This is a genomic window from Dinoroseobacter sp. S375 (assembly GCF_049800775.1).
In the GTDB taxonomy this organism is placed as follows: domain Bacteria; phylum Pseudomonadota; class Alphaproteobacteria; order Rhodobacterales; family Rhodobacteraceae; genus Dinoroseobacter.
Genome location: NZ_JBNAFR010000011.1, coordinates 56,205 through 71,325 on the forward strand (window position 1 = coordinate 56,205; position 15,121 = coordinate 71,325).

At 64.4% G+C, this 15,121-nt stretch carries 12 protein-coding genes; 10 read left to right on the plus strand and 2 right to left on the minus strand.

The window, feature by feature from the left end; genetic code table 11:
• Window position 1: 1 nt before the first annotated feature.
• Together ACP150_RS19215 and ACP150_RS19220 are read right to left on the minus strand one after the other, a co-directional pair.
• Window positions 2–1,495, minus strand: a complete 1,494-nt coding sequence (locus tag ACP150_RS19215; protein WP_424968320.1) for a CRTAC1 family protein — start codon at window positions 1,493–1,495, stop codon at window positions 2–4.
• Window positions 1,492–2,736 carry an ROK family protein gene (locus ACP150_RS19220; RefSeq protein WP_424968321.1) on the minus strand — a complete coding sequence of 415 codons (1,245 nt, stop codon included), beginning with the start codon at window positions 2,734–2,736 and terminating at the stop codon, window positions 1,492–1,494. The genes ACP150_RS19215 and ACP150_RS19220 overlap by 4 nt, the downstream gene beginning before the upstream one ends.
• Window positions 2,737–2,947: 211 nt before the next feature.
• On the opposite strand from ACP150_RS19220, the gene xylF reads away from it, so the two are divergent.
• From xylF to ACP150_RS19270, 10 genes are all read left to right on the plus strand, one after another.
• Window positions 2,948–3,979: a D-xylose ABC transporter substrate-binding protein gene (gene xylF, locus ACP150_RS19225; protein WP_424968322.1), complete on the plus strand. Its 1,032-nt coding sequence runs from the start codon at window positions 2,948–2,950 to the stop codon at window positions 3,977–3,979.
• 119 nt (window positions 3,980–4,098) lie between these two features.
• The gene (locus tag ACP150_RS19230; RefSeq protein ID WP_424968323.1) at window positions 4,099–5,406 is read left to right on the plus strand and encodes a sugar ABC transporter permease; all 1,308 of its coding nucleotides are present in this window, start codon (window positions 4,099–4,101) and stop codon (window positions 5,404–5,406) included.
• On the plus strand, window positions 5,406–6,158 hold the full coding sequence (locus tag ACP150_RS19235; protein ID WP_424968324.1) for an ATP-binding cassette domain-containing protein: 753 nt from the start codon (window positions 5,406–5,408) through the stop codon (window positions 6,156–6,158). The genes ACP150_RS19230 and ACP150_RS19235 overlap by 1 nt, the downstream gene beginning before the upstream one ends.
• Window positions 6,158–7,600 carry a xylulokinase gene (gene xylB / locus ACP150_RS19240; RefSeq protein ID WP_424968325.1) on the plus strand — a complete coding sequence of 481 codons (1,443 nt, stop codon included), beginning with the start codon at window positions 6,158–6,160 and terminating at the stop codon, window positions 7,598–7,600. The genes ACP150_RS19235 and xylB overlap by 1 nt, the downstream gene beginning before the upstream one ends.
• Window positions 7,597–8,901 carry a xylose isomerase gene (gene xylA / locus ACP150_RS19245; protein WP_424968326.1) on the plus strand — a complete coding sequence of 435 codons (1,305 nt, stop codon included), beginning with the start codon at window positions 7,597–7,599 and terminating at the stop codon, window positions 8,899–8,901. The genes xylB and xylA overlap by 4 nt, the downstream gene beginning before the upstream one ends.
• A 115-nt stretch (window positions 8,902–9,016) precedes the next feature.
• Window positions 9,017–9,808, plus strand: a complete 792-nt coding sequence (locus tag ACP150_RS19250) for a hypothetical protein (protein WP_424968327.1) — start codon at window positions 9,017–9,019, stop codon at window positions 9,806–9,808.
• Between the two features lie 237 nt (window positions 9,809–10,045).
• Window positions 10,046–11,431, plus strand: a complete 1,386-nt coding sequence (locus tag ACP150_RS19255) for a DUF3179 domain-containing (seleno)protein (RefSeq protein WP_424968328.1) — start codon at window positions 10,046–10,048, stop codon at window positions 11,429–11,431.
• A 303-nt stretch (window positions 11,432–11,734) separates the two neighbouring features.
• Complete coding sequence (locus ACP150_RS19260; RefSeq protein WP_424968329.1) at window positions 11,735–12,772, plus strand: amino acid ABC transporter substrate-binding protein; 1,038 nt, start codon at window positions 11,735–11,737, stop codon at window positions 12,770–12,772.
• A gap of 77 nt (window positions 12,773–12,849) precedes the next feature.
• A complete protein-coding gene (locus ACP150_RS19265) occupies window positions 12,850–14,010 on the plus strand; it encodes an ABC transporter permease subunit (RefSeq protein WP_424968330.1) in 1,161 nt (386 codons plus the stop codon).
• A 1-nt stretch (window position 14,011) separates the two neighbouring features.
• Window positions 14,012–15,103, plus strand: a complete 1,092-nt coding sequence (locus ACP150_RS19270; protein ID WP_424968331.1) for an amino acid ABC transporter permease — start codon at window positions 14,012–14,014, stop codon at window positions 15,101–15,103.
• Window positions 15,104–15,121: the final 18 nt, after the last annotated feature.

Sequence of the window (15,121 nt, forward strand, 5' to 3'; positions counted from 1 at the left end):
CCTAGGGCGCGAGGGGGATTTGCAGGCTCTGGTTCGCGGTCACATCGCGCCGGGCGCGCAGCCTGCCCGTGGCGTCCCGGATCTCGACCAGGGCACGCGTGGCCGGGCCGAGCCCGAAATGCAGGGGCAGGGCGCTACCGCCCGCATGGCCGCCGCCAACCACACGTTGTTGCACCTGCCGTCCCTGATCGGTGATCACCGTCACCTCGGCCCCGACCGCGAAGGGACGGGTCGCGTCGCGCGGATCGATGGCCAGCCAGTTGCCGGTTGCCCGGGTCACATTGCGGTACAATTCCATCGGTGCGCGCCGGTTGACAACCACCAGATCAAGCCGCCCATCCCCGTCGAAATCCGCCAAGGCGGCCCCACGAGACCGCGCGGTCGTCGCGACACCGGCTGCAACCGAGGCCTCGACAAAGCGGCCATCGGCCAGTTGCATCAACAGGTTATTGGGGTCCTTCATGGCGTTGCCGGGCATCTGATCCACATTGCCCTTGGCGAGAAACAGATCCGCGCGCCCGTCATTGTCCACGTCGCCAAACTCCGCATGCCAGCCGGTGGAGGGGCGGCCATCCTCGCCCAGATGCGGGCGCTGGGCATAGGTCCCTTGCGAGAAGGGGGCCGCGCCATAGGTCCCGTCGGGTTGGGCGATCTGCAAGAGCTGGTCGCCCATGGAGGTCAGCATCACCTCGTCGCGGCCATCCCCGGTCAGGTCCCGGCTCGCGATCCCCATGCCCCAGAGCGAGACCCGGGGCCAGCCATCCTCCGCGCCGAGAAACCGGTTCTCGGTCAGATCGAACATCTGCTCATACCCGCCGCGCACATAGTAGTGCCGGTCATTCGACAGGCGCAGGGTCATCCGCCCGCGCGCATCCCGCGCAGCCAGAGCCGAGAGCGTGCAATAGCCGGGACCGAACCCTTCGCTGTCATAGCCCCCCTCGGGGCGCGGGGTCAGGATCTGGTGGGTGTCGCACGCCTCGAACGGTCCGTCGGGGTCCGTGCGATCCACGTAGTTGCCGACAAAGAGGGTCGGGTGCCGCGCCCCCTCCAGCCACCAAGCGGTGAAGGCGGTGCTCCATGCGTCGCCGGGATCGATGCCGAAGGCCTCGGTGGCCTTGCTGAAGGCGCAGTCCGGCCCGCCGCGCAGCACACGGTTCGCGCCCACGCGCAGCACGAACAGATCCCGCCAGCCATCGCCATCGATATCGAGCGCATAGGCCCCGGTCACGCCGGTCATCTCCGGGATGGGGGCCGGGGCAAACTGCATCTCGCCCAGGTTCCGCAACAGCCGCGCCGGAGCGGTGCCGCCCGCGGCAAAGATCTCGGGCAGGCCGTCGCGGTTGCAATCAAAGACCGCGACACCCCCGCCGACGAAATGCTCCCAGCCGCCGGAATAGATATGCTTGGGCAGGGTGGCGCTGTGATCCTCGAACACCACTTGGGCCAAAACCGCACCGGGGATCAGCAGCGCGCAGGCCAGAACCGCGTGTTTCATCGGTCCCCCAGAAGCGTATCCGTGACCGCCCCCAGCGCCAGCGCCGTCGCGCCGCGGGCCCAGACCTGATCGCCCCAGGCGTGGATCTCGACCCGCGTGCGGGAGGCGTCCGGGTTCAGGGTCATGTTCTGCATCTCGGCCAGCACCTCTTCGGCATAGAGGTAGTCATAGCGCATCCGCGCGCCGCTCAGGATGATCAGCGCGGGATCAAAGAGTTGCACCACATTCGCGAGACCCACGGACAAGAACCGTCCGGCCCGTTGAAAGATTGCGCGCGCCGCTCCGTTGCCCGCCTTGGCCTGATCGAACAGGCTTTCGAGCATGGCCGCCGTGGTCTGGGCGCTGCGCGGATTGCGATCGAGCGCGGTTGAGGCCTCGCGCACCAGCGCGTAATCGGCGAGATAGGCTTCGAGACAGCCGCGCTGACCACAGCGACAGAGCGCCCCGTCGAGCTGCACCTTCATGTGACCAAGCTCCAGCCCCAGCCCCTGCGCGCCCCGAAACAGCCGGTTGTTCAGGACAAGCCCCATACCGACGCCCTGTTCGATGGTGACGACGGCGAAATCCTGACGGGTCCGACCGGACCCGAACCACAGCTCAGCGAGCGTCAGGACATTCGCGTCATTCTCGAGATAGGTGGGCAGGCCGAACCGCGTTTCCACCAGCTCTTGCAGCGCATGATCCGCACCAGTCAGGAGCGGGCTCCAGCTGACGATGCCGGTTTCATGGTGCACCGCGCCGGGCAGGCCGATGCCGATGGCCGAAATGTCGGCGCGTGCGACGGCACTGTCTTTCAGGACCATGTCGATCAGGGCGCCGATCTCGGCCAGCAGCCCTTCGGTGTCATAGCGCGTGGGCTGGCTCGGGCGGCGGGCCGTGGCCAGCTCGGTCCCCGCGAAATCCGACAGGCTGATCGTGTGCATCTCATCGGAGAGGCGCAGGCCCAGCACATGGCGAGCCTCGGGCACGACAGCGAGGGACACGGGCGGGCGGCCTCGGCCGCTCTCGCGGGCGGGCGCGGCAATTTCGGTGAGAAAACCGCCCTCGATCAGGTCAGATGTCAGGGTCGTGACCGATCCCGGGCTGATGCCAAGGGTGCGGGCGACATCCATGCGCGAGGCGTGCCCGGCGGCGCGCACATGCTCAAAAACCTGCTGGCGCAAGGGCTTAGCGTGTTGTCCAGTGTCGGGAAAGCTCGGTCCGCATCCCGAAGAATCGGCAGGCCCAGCATCATCGCGCATTATTTCTCTCCCTGAATTTTATATTCGGCCAAACCCCCTCATATTCTACCGTCGAGTGTAAATCTGGCGTTATTTATGGGTGTATGACGCATATTTTTTCATCGGAAGTCAAATTTATTTTGACAGCCGAAATAATTTTTGTATGAGTCGAGATGTAAGGGGCGGAGGACCCCGGTGCCTGATCTCAGGCATTCCAACTTGGGAGGTTTGAATGCGCAAAGCATTTCTCGCGGCTGCCGTGCTGGCAGCTGGTTTCACAACAACTGTCTATGCAGGTAGCCACAGCATCACCGTTGGGGTGAGCTGGTCCAATTTTCAGGAAGAGCGCTGGAAAACAGACGAAGCCGCCATCAAGGGCGCGCTGGATGCAGCCGGGGCCACGTATGTGTCTTCGGACGCGCAGTCGTCTTCGGCCAAGCAGCTGTCGGATGTGGAAAGCCTGATCGCACAGGGCGTTGATGCCCTGATCATCCTGGCTCAGGACAGCCAGGCGATTGGCCCGGCCGTGCAGGCCGCAGCGGATGAGGGGATCCCGGTGGTGGGGTATGACCGCCTGATCGAGGATCCGCGCGCCTTCTACCTGACCTTTGACAATGTCGAAGTGGGCCGGATGCAGGCCCGCGCCGTGCTCGAGGCCCAGCCCGAGGGCAACTATGTGATGATCAAGGGCTCCCCCACCGACCCGAACGCGGATTTCCTGCGCGGCGGTCAGCAGGAAGTCATTCAGGACGCCGTGGATGCGGGCAAGATCAACATCGTGGGCGAGGCCTATACCGATGGCTGGCTGCCGGCGAACGCGCAGCGCAACATGGAACAGATCCTGACGGCGCAAGACAACAATGTCGACGCGGTCATCGCCTCCAATGACGGCACCGCGGGCGGTGTGGTCGCGGCGCTGACAGCCCAGGGCATGGAAGGCATCCCGGTCTCCGGTCAGGACGGCGACCACGCTGCTCTGAACCGCGTGGCGCTGGGCACCCAGACCGTGTCCGTGTGGAAAGACGCCCGGGATCTGGGCCGTGCCGCAGGCGAGATCGCCGTGGCTCTGGCCGGTGGTGCGGCCATGGCGGATGTCGATGGGGCACAGTCCTGGACCTCCCCCGGTGGCACCGAGCTGACCGCGCGCTTCCTTGCGCCAGTGCCGGTGACGGCCGCCAACCTGTCCGCTGTCGTGGACGCGGGCTGGATTGCCCAGGACAAGCTCTGCCAAGGCGTGACCAACGGTCCTGCGCCCTGCAACTGATCGTTTCGCGATCCGGCCCCGGTGCACCAGACGCATCGGGGCCACCCCACACTCACCCACTTTTTCGAATTACGACGTCATCCAGCCCCGTGTTGCACGGGAGAGAGGGATCTTGAGCCATGTCTGACGCAGCCTCGTCCAAGACCGACGGACTCCCCACCAAAGAAAAACGTAGCTTTATCCAGACTCTTGAGGTCGACACCCGCCTGCTCGGGATGATCGGTGCCTTTGTCGTGGTCTGCCTTGTTTTCAATGTATTGACCGATGGGCGCTTTCTGACGGCCCGCAACATTTTCAACCTGTCGATCCAGACGGTCAGCGTGGCGATCATGGCCACGGGGATGGTCTTCATCATCGTCACCCGCCATATCGACCTCGCGGTCGGGGCGTTGCTCGCAACCTGCTCGGCGGCCATGGCCATGACCCAGACCGCCATTCTGCCCGAGGTCTTCGGGCTCGAGCTGGGCCACCCGCTGATCCCGTGGATCGCCATGCTGGTCGGCGTGGCCGTAGGCACCGCGATCGGCGCGTTTCAGGGCTATCTCGTGGGGTATCTGATGATCCCCGCCTTCATCGTCACCCTTGGGGGCCTCCTGATCTGGCGCAACGTGGCGTGGTACATGACCAATGGTCAGACCATCGGCCCGCTCGACCCGACCTTCATGACGCTCGGCGGCATCAACGGCACGCTTGGCGCGACCATGAGCTGGGTCGTTGGCCTTCTCGCGGTGGCGGCGGCCTGCTGGGCGCTATGGTCCGCGCGGCGCAACAAGATCTCCCATGGCGCACCGGTCAAGCCGGTCTGGGCCGAGTATACGGTGATGGGTGTCGTTTCGGTTGCGATCCTAGGCTTCGTGGCCATCCTGAACAGCTATCAGATCCCCGCCGCCCGCCTGCGGCGCCAGTTCGCCGCCGCCGGTGAGGAGATGCCCGAAGGCTTCACCGCCGTCTATGGCATCCCGTTCTCGGTGCTTTTGCTGATCGCGGTCGCCGTGGCCATGACCATCATCGCCAAGAAGACCCGCTTCGGGCGCTATATCTTCGCAACCGGTGGCAACCCGGACGCGGCCGAGCTGTCGGGGGTGAACACCCGCATGCTGACGGTCAAGGTCTTTGCCCTGATGGGTGCACTCTGCGCGATCTCGGCCATCGTGGCCTCGGCGCGCCTGACCAATCACTCCAACGATATCGGCACGCTCGACGAGCTGCGGGTGATCGCGGCGGCAGTGATCGGCGGTACAGCTCTGGCCGGGGGGATCGGGACGATCTATGGCGCGATCCTTGGGGCGTTGATCATGCAATCCCTGCAATCGGGGATGGCCATGGTGGGCGTGGATGCGCCTTTGCAAAACATGGTGGTGGGCACGGTTCTCGTGGCCGCAGTCCTCATCGACATCATCTATCGCAAGCGGATCGGAGCCAAGTGATGACCACTCCTCTCGTAGAACTGGACGATATCTCCATTTCCTTCGGCGGCATCCGGGCTGTGGATGGCGTTTCCATGGACCTCTATCCCGGCGAGGTGGTCGGACTTCTGGGCCATAACGGGGCCGGCAAGTCCACGCTGATCAAGATCCTCGCGGGGGCCTACAAGAAAAGCGGCGGCGAGATCCGGATCGAAGGCGAAGTGGCCGAGATCAACTCCCCCCGGGATGCGCGGCGCTACAATATCGAGACGATCTACCAGACGCTGGCGCTGGCGGATAATCTCGATGCGGCCTCGAACCTGTTTCTCGGGCGCGAGCTGACCACGCCGCTGGGCTTTGTGGATGACACGAAGATGGAGGCCGAGACGCGCAAGATCATGAAGCGTCTCACCCCCAACTTCCAGAAGCACGGCGAGCCGGTCTCGGCGCTGTCGGGCGGTCAGCGGCAATCGGTGGCCATCGCGCGGGCGGTCTATTTCAACGCCAAGATCCTGATCATGGACGAGCCCACGGCGGCGCTGGGGGTGCATGAGACCCAGATGGTTGCGGACCTGATCAAGGAGCTCAAGGCCCAGGGCCTCGGGATCTTCCTGATCTCCCATGACACGCGCGAAATGCTCGAGCTGTGTGACCGGGTCTCGGTCATGAAGAACGGCAAGCTTGTCGGGACCGAACGGGTCGAGGATGTGACCGAGGATGACATCCTGTCGATGATCATTCTTGGCAAGAACCCGAGAGAGGCGGCAGCCTGATGTATCTCGGCCTTGATCTCGGAACCTCCGGCCTCAAGGCTCTGCTGATCGACGATACTCAGGCGGTGGTGGCGGAAGCCACTGCCGCCCTGACCGTCTCAAGGCCCCATCCGGGCTGGTCCGAGCAGCTGCCCTGCGACTGGTTGAAAGCCACCGAAGAGGCGATGGCGGCCCTTGCGGGGCAGGCGGATCTGTCTGCCGTGAAGGCCATCGGGCTCTCGGGGCAGATGCATGGGGCGACCTTGCTCGATGCGGCCCATGAAGTGCTGCGCCCCTGTATCCTCTGGAACGACACGCGCGCCGCCGATGAGGCCGCGGTCATGGATGCGACCCCGGCCTTTCGCAAGCTGACCGGCAATATCGTCTTTCCGGGCTTCACCGCGCCGAAACTGGCTTGGGTGAAAGCCCATGAGCCAGAAGTGTTTGCCCGCACGGCACTGGTGCTGCTGCCCAAGGATTACCTGCGGCTCTGGCTGACGGGCGAGGCCGTGGCCGAGATGTCCGATGCGGCCGGGACCTCGTGGCTCGACACTGGCGCGCGGGACTGGTCCGATGCGCTGCTCGAGGCTACGGATCTGGGTCGGGATCATATGCCCCGGCTGGTCGAGGGCTCGGAGGTGTCGGGCACCCTGCGCGACAGCCTCGCCGAGGCCTGGGGCCTGCCCAAGGGCATTCCCGTGGCTGGCGGAGGCGGCGACAATGCCGCCTCGGGCATCGGCATGGGCGTGGTGCAGGGGGGCGACGGGTTCGTGTCGCTGGGCACGTCCGGCGTGCTCTTTGCCGCCTGCGATTCCTATGCGCCGGACCCGGCCACGGCGGTGCACACGTTCTGTCATGCGCTGCCCGAGACATGGCACCAGATGGGCGTGATCCTGTCGGCGACGGATTCCCTGAACTGGTTCGCCCAAGCCTGCGGGACAGATGCGGCACGTCTGACGGCGGATCTCGGTGCCGTGCAAGCCCCCGGGCGCACGGTCTTCCTGCCCTATCTCGGCGGTGAGCGGACCCCCCATAACGACGCGGCCATCCGCGGCGCCTTTGCCCGGATCGACCATTCCGCGGATCGCGACGCCATGACCCGCGCCGTGCTCGAAGGCGTGGCCTTCGCGGTTCGGGACTGCTTCGATGCGCTCTCGGCCACGGGCACCCGGCTTGACCGGCTCACGGCGGTGGGGGGCGGCGCGCGGTCCGACTACTGGGTGCAGACCATCGCAACCCTTTTGCGCATTCCCATCGACCTGCCCGTGGCAGGGGATTTCGGCGGTGCCTTCGGGGCCGCACGGCTCGGCATGATGGCGGCCACGGGGCAGGGCGCGTCCCTCGCCACCCGGCCACCCATCGCCCGCAGCATCGACCCACTTCCGGACCTCGCGGACGCGTTCGACGAGGCCCATCGCACCTATCGTGCAACCTACAAGGCTCTGAAAGGATTGGACACATGAGCGATTTCTTCGCGGGCATTCCCGCCGTCACCTATGAAGGGCCCGACAGCAGCAGCGACTTCGCCTTTCGCCACTACAACCCCGACGAGATCGTCATGGGCAAACGGATGGAGGATCACCTGCGCTTCGCTGTCGCCTGGTGGCACAGCTTCGCCTGGGAAGGCGGCGACCCGTTTGGCGGGCAGACCTTTGACCGCCCCTGGTTCGGCCCGACCCTCGATCACGCCAAGATCAAGGCCGATGCGGCCTTCGAGATGTTCCGCATCCTGAACGCGCCCTTCTATTGCTTCCACGACGCGGATATCCGCCCCGAGGGCGCGAGCTTTGCCGAGACCACCGCCAATCTCGAGGCGATGGTCGATTACCTCGGCGCCAAGATGGAAGGCTCGAAAACCAAGCTCCTCTGGGGGACTGCGAACCTTTTCTCCCACCGGCGCTACATGGCCGGGGCGGCGACCAACCCGGATCCTGAGGTCTTTGCTTATGCGGCGGCCACGATCAAAACCTGCATGGATGCGACCCACAAGCTGGGGGGCGCGAACTATGTGCTCTGGGGCGGGCGCGAAGGCTATGAGACCCTTCTGAACACCGATCTGGGGCGCGAGCGCGAGCAGGCGGGCCGGATGCTCCAGATGGTGGTGGACTACAAGCACAAGATCGGCTTCGAGGGTACGATCCTACTGGAACCGAAGCCGCAGGAACCCACCAAGCACCAGTATGATTACGACGTGGCCACGGTCTATGGCTTCCTCAGCGAGTTCGACCTGCTGGACGATGTGAAGATGAATATCGAGCAGGGCCATGCGATCCTCGCCGGACACTCGTTTGAGCATGAACTGGCATTGGCGCGGGAGTTCGAGATCCTCGGTTCCATCGATATGAACCGCAATGACTATCAGTCGGGCTGGGACACGGATCAGTTCCCCAACAACGTCCCGGAAGTGGCGCTGGCCTATTACGAGGTGCTGCGTGCGGGCGGGTTCACCACCGGTGGCACCAATTTCGATTCCAAGCTGCGCCGCCAATCCCTCGACCCCGAGGACCTGATCGCCGGCCATGTGGCGGCCATGGATGTCTGCGCGGCGGGCCTGAAGGCGGCGGCGCGGATGCTGGAGGATGGCGAGCTCGAACGGCGTCGCGACGCCCGCTACGCAGGCTGGGCCGGGCCCATGGGCGAGGATCTGCTCTTCCGCAGCTCGCTGGAAGCGTGCCATGACCACGTGGTCTCCAACGGGCTGAACCCCGAACCCCGCTCGGGGCAGCAGGAACGACTGGAGGCGCTGGTCGCCCGCTACCTGTAACAAGGGATTGTAGCGGCCAGCGAAACAGCTGGCCGTTTTCCTTGACTGAACTCGGGGGGACCTCTTACGAAATCCCAATACACTGAAGTTTTGTAACAGTAACAGGAGTATTCCAGTGTCTCTTAGATTTGGTCTGGCGGTCGCCGTTCTGAGCTGTGCATGCAGTGCGCAGGCCGCGACTTTCTACGACACGCGCACCGACTTCGATCAGGACGTGGTGAGCCAATCCGACCCTACCGGGATGTCCGGCGCCACGACGCAGGCTGAAGCCGACGCCCTGACAAAGGCGGGCCGCGCAATCGAGACGGCCCCCCAGGGGTCCGGGCGCAGCGCCGATGATATTGAGTTTGACGCGCTGACCATCGTCGACCCGTTTGCGTTCCCACGTGGCTCTACCCTGAGCAGCTCCCACGGGTTCCGCATTTACAGTTTCGCCAATACGGCGGGCATTGATGGCGCGGCCTATCGTATCGGAAATGTGGACAACGAAAACCATTCTTATCTGTTCACCGCCGGTGTCGAGGCCTTTGCCTTCGACTTCTACGATCCAAAAAGTGCGAGCCAATGCGGTGGCGTCCCCTGTGCGCCGTCTTTCTTCGATGTGATCGTCTATGACACGCTGGGGGATGAAATCGCGAAGGTGCGCACCGACACGAATTACGGGGGCACGACGTTCTTCGGTGTCTCTTCTGCCGAATTGATCGGTCGTATCGACGTGGTCGAGGCGAGCACTGGCGCAGGCGTATTCACGGGTGATCCGCCCTTCGACAATGAGTATTTCGGGAACTACACAACCGGACGGCTTGCAACCACGGTGCCGCCTGTGCCGCTTCCCGCGAGCCTGCCGTTGCTGGGTTTGGGGCTGGCTGCTGCGGCGACACTGCGTGTTCGCCGCAAGCGTGGCTGACCGCACGGCCCATGTTGGTGCAAATGGAAAGAACGCTTTCGGGCGTTCTTTTTCGTTTCAGGAGAGAGGCTTGCGAGACGCCATTGATGCGGCTCCCCGAAAAGGCATGCCCGGGGTCTCACCGTTTTCTGATTGAAACGTGATTGGCGAGCTTTGCAATTTGCACCGAGTGTGAAGGGCAAGCGGGCGCGCTGTGCGCCGCGCGTCGAGACATGCCCAAGACAAGGACCGATCCCCATGCCAGCTTTCTCAACCTCCCGCCTCCGCAGGGTCCTGGGCGCTGGCCTTGCGGCGCTGTCACTGCTCCTGCCTGCCATGGCCACCGCGCAGCAGGGCCCGGCCTTGCCCACTTATATCCTCGAAGAGTTCGGCGCGCCGCCCGAGATCCCCGAAGGGCCGTTTTCGGAGGATTTGCAAAGGGCGGTCAAGATGGCCTTCGTGGACAGCGTTGCGCAGGCCACATGGGGGCGGGATCAGACCACGGCACTGGCCGAGATCGTCGAAGCCGGGGATCCGCGGGTCGTTTGGCTGATCGCGGATCTGATGCGCTTTGCCTCCGGGCCGCAGCTCTCGGTGGCGCTGACCGAGGCATCCGCGGTCCTGCTGGGCAAGCGTTTGCCGCGTGAAAATGGCTGGGGCAATGTCACCGACCACCTCATTGCCTGGGACATTCCCGCGCCGCCCGATTACCTCGCCACCAAGCGCGCGATCTTCACCACTGTCGTGCCGGTTTGGGACAAGATCTTTGTCGAAGGGCAGATCGACTGGCGTCATGTGTCCTGGGGCGGGGTGCTGATCGATGATCGGCCCTTCGGCACAACCGATGACCCCTGCAACTGTATCCCGGCAGCCGACAACCCCGCCGTCAGCAGCGCCGAAGAGGCCACATGGCTGAGCGATGACGCGATCGTCTTTGGGGTGGAGGTGAACGGAGCGTATCGGGCCTATCCCCGCCGCATCATGGAGGTGCGCGAGATGGTCAACGACACGCTGGGCGGGCGCGATCTGGGCATTCCGTACTGCACCCTGTGCGGGGCGGCCCAAGCCTATTTCACCGACCAGCTCCCTGCGGGGGTAGAGCGGCCGGTGCTGCGGACCTCGGGGCTGCTGATCCGGTCGAACAAGGTCATGTATGATGTGAACAGCTATTCGGTTTTCGACACGTTCCTCGGGACGGCGGTGACCGGGCCCTTGGCCGAGAAGGGCATCGCATTGGAGCAGGCCTCGGTCGTGACCACCGATTGGGGCACGTGGAAACGCGCGCATCCCGAGACCACCGTTCTGATCGAGGAGCTGGCGCTCGGGCGCGATTTCGACTTCCGCAATGGCCGCGATGCTGACGGGCCGATCTTTCCGGTGGGGGATGTGGACCCCCGCCTGCCGGTCCATGAGGATGTGGTCGGCGTCGTGGCGGCGTCGGGCACGCCCGTTGCCTTCCAGCGCAGTCAGGCGGTCGCGGCCCTGACCCGAGGCGAGGACGTGACCTTTGAAGAGGTGCGCCTGACCCTCGATGGCGGCGGCTTGCGCGCAGTGGATGCCAGCGGCGCGGATCTGGGCAGTCACCAGGCCTTCTGGTTCGCCTGGTCGCAGTTTCACCCTGATACGGTGCTCTGGTCCGAATAGGCGCATCGCCTCTGGGGCCACCCCCCGCACAAGACCGAAACCACTCCGCCCCGGCGCGCCCCGCGTCGGGGCTTTTCCGTGTGGTGCGTCGGACAGATCGGGCGTCTGAGGCCCTTTTCTGCCCATTTCCACGTCAACGCCGCCCAAGATCGGGGCGGTTTTCCTGTCATTTGGCTGTGACCGGGCCCTCTCGTCGCGCGACCTCTGCTTCGGGAAAGCTGGGTGTTGACTCCGCATTTCGGGATCTGCATTCTGTATGGCAATACAAATGTGCCATTATACAGCACAATAGATGGAGGTCACATGTTCCAGAAATCCACCGCCGCAGCGCTCGCCACAGCCGCGCTTACGGGTCTGCCTGCCACCGGCGCGCTGGCCGAGAGCGCGACGGTCCAACAGATTGTCGAGCGCGGCACGTTGCTCTGCTCGGGCCATAACGGCAGCTATTTCGGCTTCGTCGAAGTGAATGATCAGAACGAATGGCGCGGGCTCGATATCGATCTCTGCCGCGCGCTGACCACGGCGATCCTCGGCGATCCGGACGCGGTGCAGATCGTGCCCCTGTCCTGGGCGCAGCGGTTTCCGGCCCTACAGTCGGGCGATGTGGATGTGATCATCAAGGCCACAGGCTGGACCATGGGGCGCGATACCGAGCTCGGGCTGCAGTTCAGCCTGCCGTATTTCTTTGGCGGTACGCAGTTCATGGCCCATGGCGAGCTGGAGATCGAAGAGGCCACCGGGCTGGATGGCGGCACGATCTGCGTCGAGGCGGGCACCACGATCGAGCGGATCTCGGCGAACTACCTGTCGACCATCGGGGTCGAGCATACCATGGTCTCGTACGAGAGCGCTGCCGAGCTGCGCGCGGCCTATCTGGCCAATCGATGCGATGCTTTTGCCGGTTGGGGGCCGAACCTGGCCGTGCTGCGCGCCACCGAGATCGACAATCCGGATGCGCATGTGATCCTGAGCGATCAGCTCTCTTCCGAGCCGATTTCCGCCGCCATGCGTCAGGGCGACGAGGATTTCGTGGATGTGGTGAACTGGATGCTGGCCGCCCTCCTGATCGCCGAGGAAGAGGGGATCACCATGGCCAATGTCGCAGAAAACGCCGCAAACCCGGCCAATCCGCGCGTCTCGCGCCTGTTGGGGGCTGAGCCGGGCATGGGCGAACGCCTGGGCCTGCGCGACACCTGGGCGCGCGAGATGATCGCCGCCGTGGGCAATTTCGCCGAGATCTATGACCGGAACCTCGGTGCCGAGAGCCCGTACAACCTGGATCGCGGGCTCAACAACCTGTGGAGCCATGGCGGCGTTCTCTACGCGCCGATCCTCGACTGATCGGCCTGCGCTGATCCAACCGGCCGCCTGATCGCCCGGATCGGGCGGCCCGCTTTCCTCCAGCCCGGGGCCCTGCCATGACCGCTGCCACTGCTACCGCCGCCAGCGCAGAAGAGCTGCGCGCGCGCGCCAAGATGCGCCGACTGATCATACAGACGCTGTTGCTCGGGATCGCCTTGCTGGTGATCTGGGGTGGGGTGCGCAGCGCGCAGGTCAACCTGACCGCCTTGGGCATCACAAGCGGGTTCGGGTTTCTCGACCGCTCCACCGGTTGGGATTACTCCTTTTCGCTGATCGACCGCTCGATCAACGATCCCTATAGCCGGACCCTGCTGATCGGTTTGATGAACACCATGTTTGTCGGCTTCATCTGCATCTTCCTCTCGACCGTCTTCGGCTTCCTGATCGGGACCGCGCGGGATGCATCGAACATCGCGATCAAGACGGCCGCAACGGTCTATGTGCAGATTTTCCGCAATATCCCGCTGATCCTGCAGGCGATTTTCCTCTATGCGATCCTGATCCATCTGCCCGGACCGCGGCAGGCCTATACGATTGGCGATGCGGTCTTTCTGTCGAACCGTGGCATGAAGCTGCCCGGCCTGAATGTCTCGCCCGGGGTGGCTGTGGGCATTCTGCTGGTCTCGCTCGCGATGCTGGTGGGGCTGATCCTGTGGCGGCGTACCACCTTGCTCAAGGGGGCGGCGCTCTGGATTGGCGGCACGCTGCTGGTTGCGCTGCTGGCGGCACTGGCGGTGCGGCCCGAGGGCGAGAGCCTGCTGTCTATCCCCGAGCTCAAGGGCCTGCGCTTTCGCGGCGGGATCACCGTCTCGGTCGAGCTCTGGGCGATGATCGTCGCGATCACCGTCTATGGCAGCGCCTATATCGCCGAGGTCGTGCGGGGCGGGCTCAACGAAGTGCCCCGTGGCTTGGTCGAGGCGGGGCAGGCACTGGGTCTGGCACCCGGCGCGATCTGGAGCCGGATCAAGGTGCCCATGGCGCTGCGCTCGATCGTGCCGCCGCTGGGCAATCAGTGGATCTTCATCATGAAGGCCACGACCATCGGCATCGCCATCGGTTTCGCGGACCTGTTCTACATCGTGTCGAACTCGATCACCCAATCGGGCCAGACGCTGGAGCTGATCGCGCTCCTGATGGGGGCCTTTCTCCTCGTGAATTTCTCAATCGCGTTCTTCACCAACTGGTTGAACGCGCGGCTCCAGCTGAAGGCGCATTGATATGGCATTTGTCTCGGAGCTCTCCGCCCGTCCGTCGCGACTTGATGCGGTGCTGCAGCTCTTCAAGCGTCGGGCGTTTCATACACCGACCGATGGTCTGATCTCGATCCTCGTCTTCGCGGCTCTGGCCTATCTGGCCTGGTTGGTCATGGACTGGGCGCTCTTGCGCGCGGTCTGGAGCGAGGCAGACGTCGCCGCCTGTCAGGAGGCCGGGGCGGGGGCCTGCTGGGCGGTGATCGATGCGCGCCACCGGCTGATCCTGTTCGGGCTCTATCCGTTCGATCAGCACTGGCGCTCGACCCTGGCCTGCCTGACCATCATCCTGACGGTCGTGGCCTCCTGTCTGCCCTGGGCCTGGAGCGGCAAGCGTCTGGTCGGGCTCTGGATTGCGGGGTTTGCCACCTATTACCTGCTGATGGAGGGGAGCCTGCTGGGCCTGCAGCAGGTGACGACCGATGGCTGGGGCGGGCTGTCGCTGACCCTGTTCCTGTTTGCCTCGGTGGTCATTCTGGGCATGCCCATGGGGCTGGGACTGGCGCTCATGCGGCGTTCGGAGATGCCCGTGGTGAAGTATTTCGCCATGGTGCTGATCGATTTCATCCGGTCGCTGCCGCTGTTGACCACGCTCTTCACGGCGGCGGTGGTGGTGCCGATCCTGCTGCCATCCTGGCTGGAGGGCGACAAGATCTGGCGGGTGATCATCGCCTTCGCGCTGTTCTTTGCCTGTTATCAGGCCGAAGTCTTTCGCGGCGGGTTCCAGGCGATCCCCAAGGGGCAGTTCGAGGCGGGCAAGGCGCTGGGGCTCAGCTACTGGCAGATCCTGTCGCGGATCGTGCTGCCGCAGGTCTTTCGCCACGCGCTGCCCTCGACGATCAACATGGTGGTGGTGACCTTCAAGGAGACCGCGATCGTGATCATCATCGGATTCTTCGACATTCTCGCCTCAGCCAAGGCGGCCTTCGGCACCGGGGATTGGGCGCCGTATTACCTTGAGGTCTGGGTCTTCGTCGGCGCGATCTACTGGATCTTCCTCTTCTCGCTTGGCCAATATGGCGAGTTCCTCAAGAAGCGGATGAAAGTGCAGGAGCGCTGAACGCACAACGCCCCGGGG

What these genes read in the sequence shown, in the direction of transcription:
- ACP150_RS19270 (WP_424968331.1), top strand. Translation starts at nt 14,012, where the DNA reads ATGGCATTTGTCTCGGAGCTCTCCGCCCGTCCGTCGCGACTTGATGCG.
- ACP150_RS19260 (WP_424968329.1), top strand. Translation starts at nt 11,735, where the DNA reads ATGTTCCAGAAATCCACCGCCGCAGCGCTCGCCACAGCCGCGCTTACG.
- xylA (WP_424968326.1), top strand. Translation starts at nt 7,597, where the DNA reads ATGAGCGATTTCTTCGCGGGCATTCCCGCCGTCACCTATGAAGGGCCC.
- ACP150_RS19265 (WP_424968330.1), top strand. Translation starts at nt 12,850, where the DNA reads ATGACCGCTGCCACTGCTACCGCCGCCAGCGCAGAAGAGCTGCGCGCG.
- xylB (WP_424968325.1), top strand. Translation starts at nt 6,158, where the DNA reads ATGTATCTCGGCCTTGATCTCGGAACCTCCGGCCTCAAGGCTCTGCTG.
- ACP150_RS19255 (WP_424968328.1), top strand. Translation starts at nt 10,046, where the DNA reads ATGCCAGCTTTCTCAACCTCCCGCCTCCGCAGGGTCCTGGGCGCTGGC.
- ACP150_RS19220 (WP_424968321.1), bottom strand. Translation starts at nt 2,736, where the DNA reads ATGCGCGATGATGCTGGGCCTGCCGATTCTTCGGGATGCGGACCGAGC.
- xylF (WP_424968322.1), top strand. Translation starts at nt 2,948, where the DNA reads ATGCGCAAAGCATTTCTCGCGGCTGCCGTGCTGGCAGCTGGTTTCACA.
- ACP150_RS19215 (WP_424968320.1), bottom strand. Translation starts at nt 1,495, where the DNA reads ATGAAACACGCGGTTCTGGCCTGCGCGCTGCTGATCCCCGGTGCGGTT.
- ACP150_RS19230 (WP_424968323.1), top strand. Translation starts at nt 4,099, where the DNA reads ATGTCTGACGCAGCCTCGTCCAAGACCGACGGACTCCCCACCAAAGAA.
- ACP150_RS19235 (WP_424968324.1), top strand. Translation starts at nt 5,406, where the DNA reads ATGACCACTCCTCTCGTAGAACTGGACGATATCTCCATTTCCTTCGGC.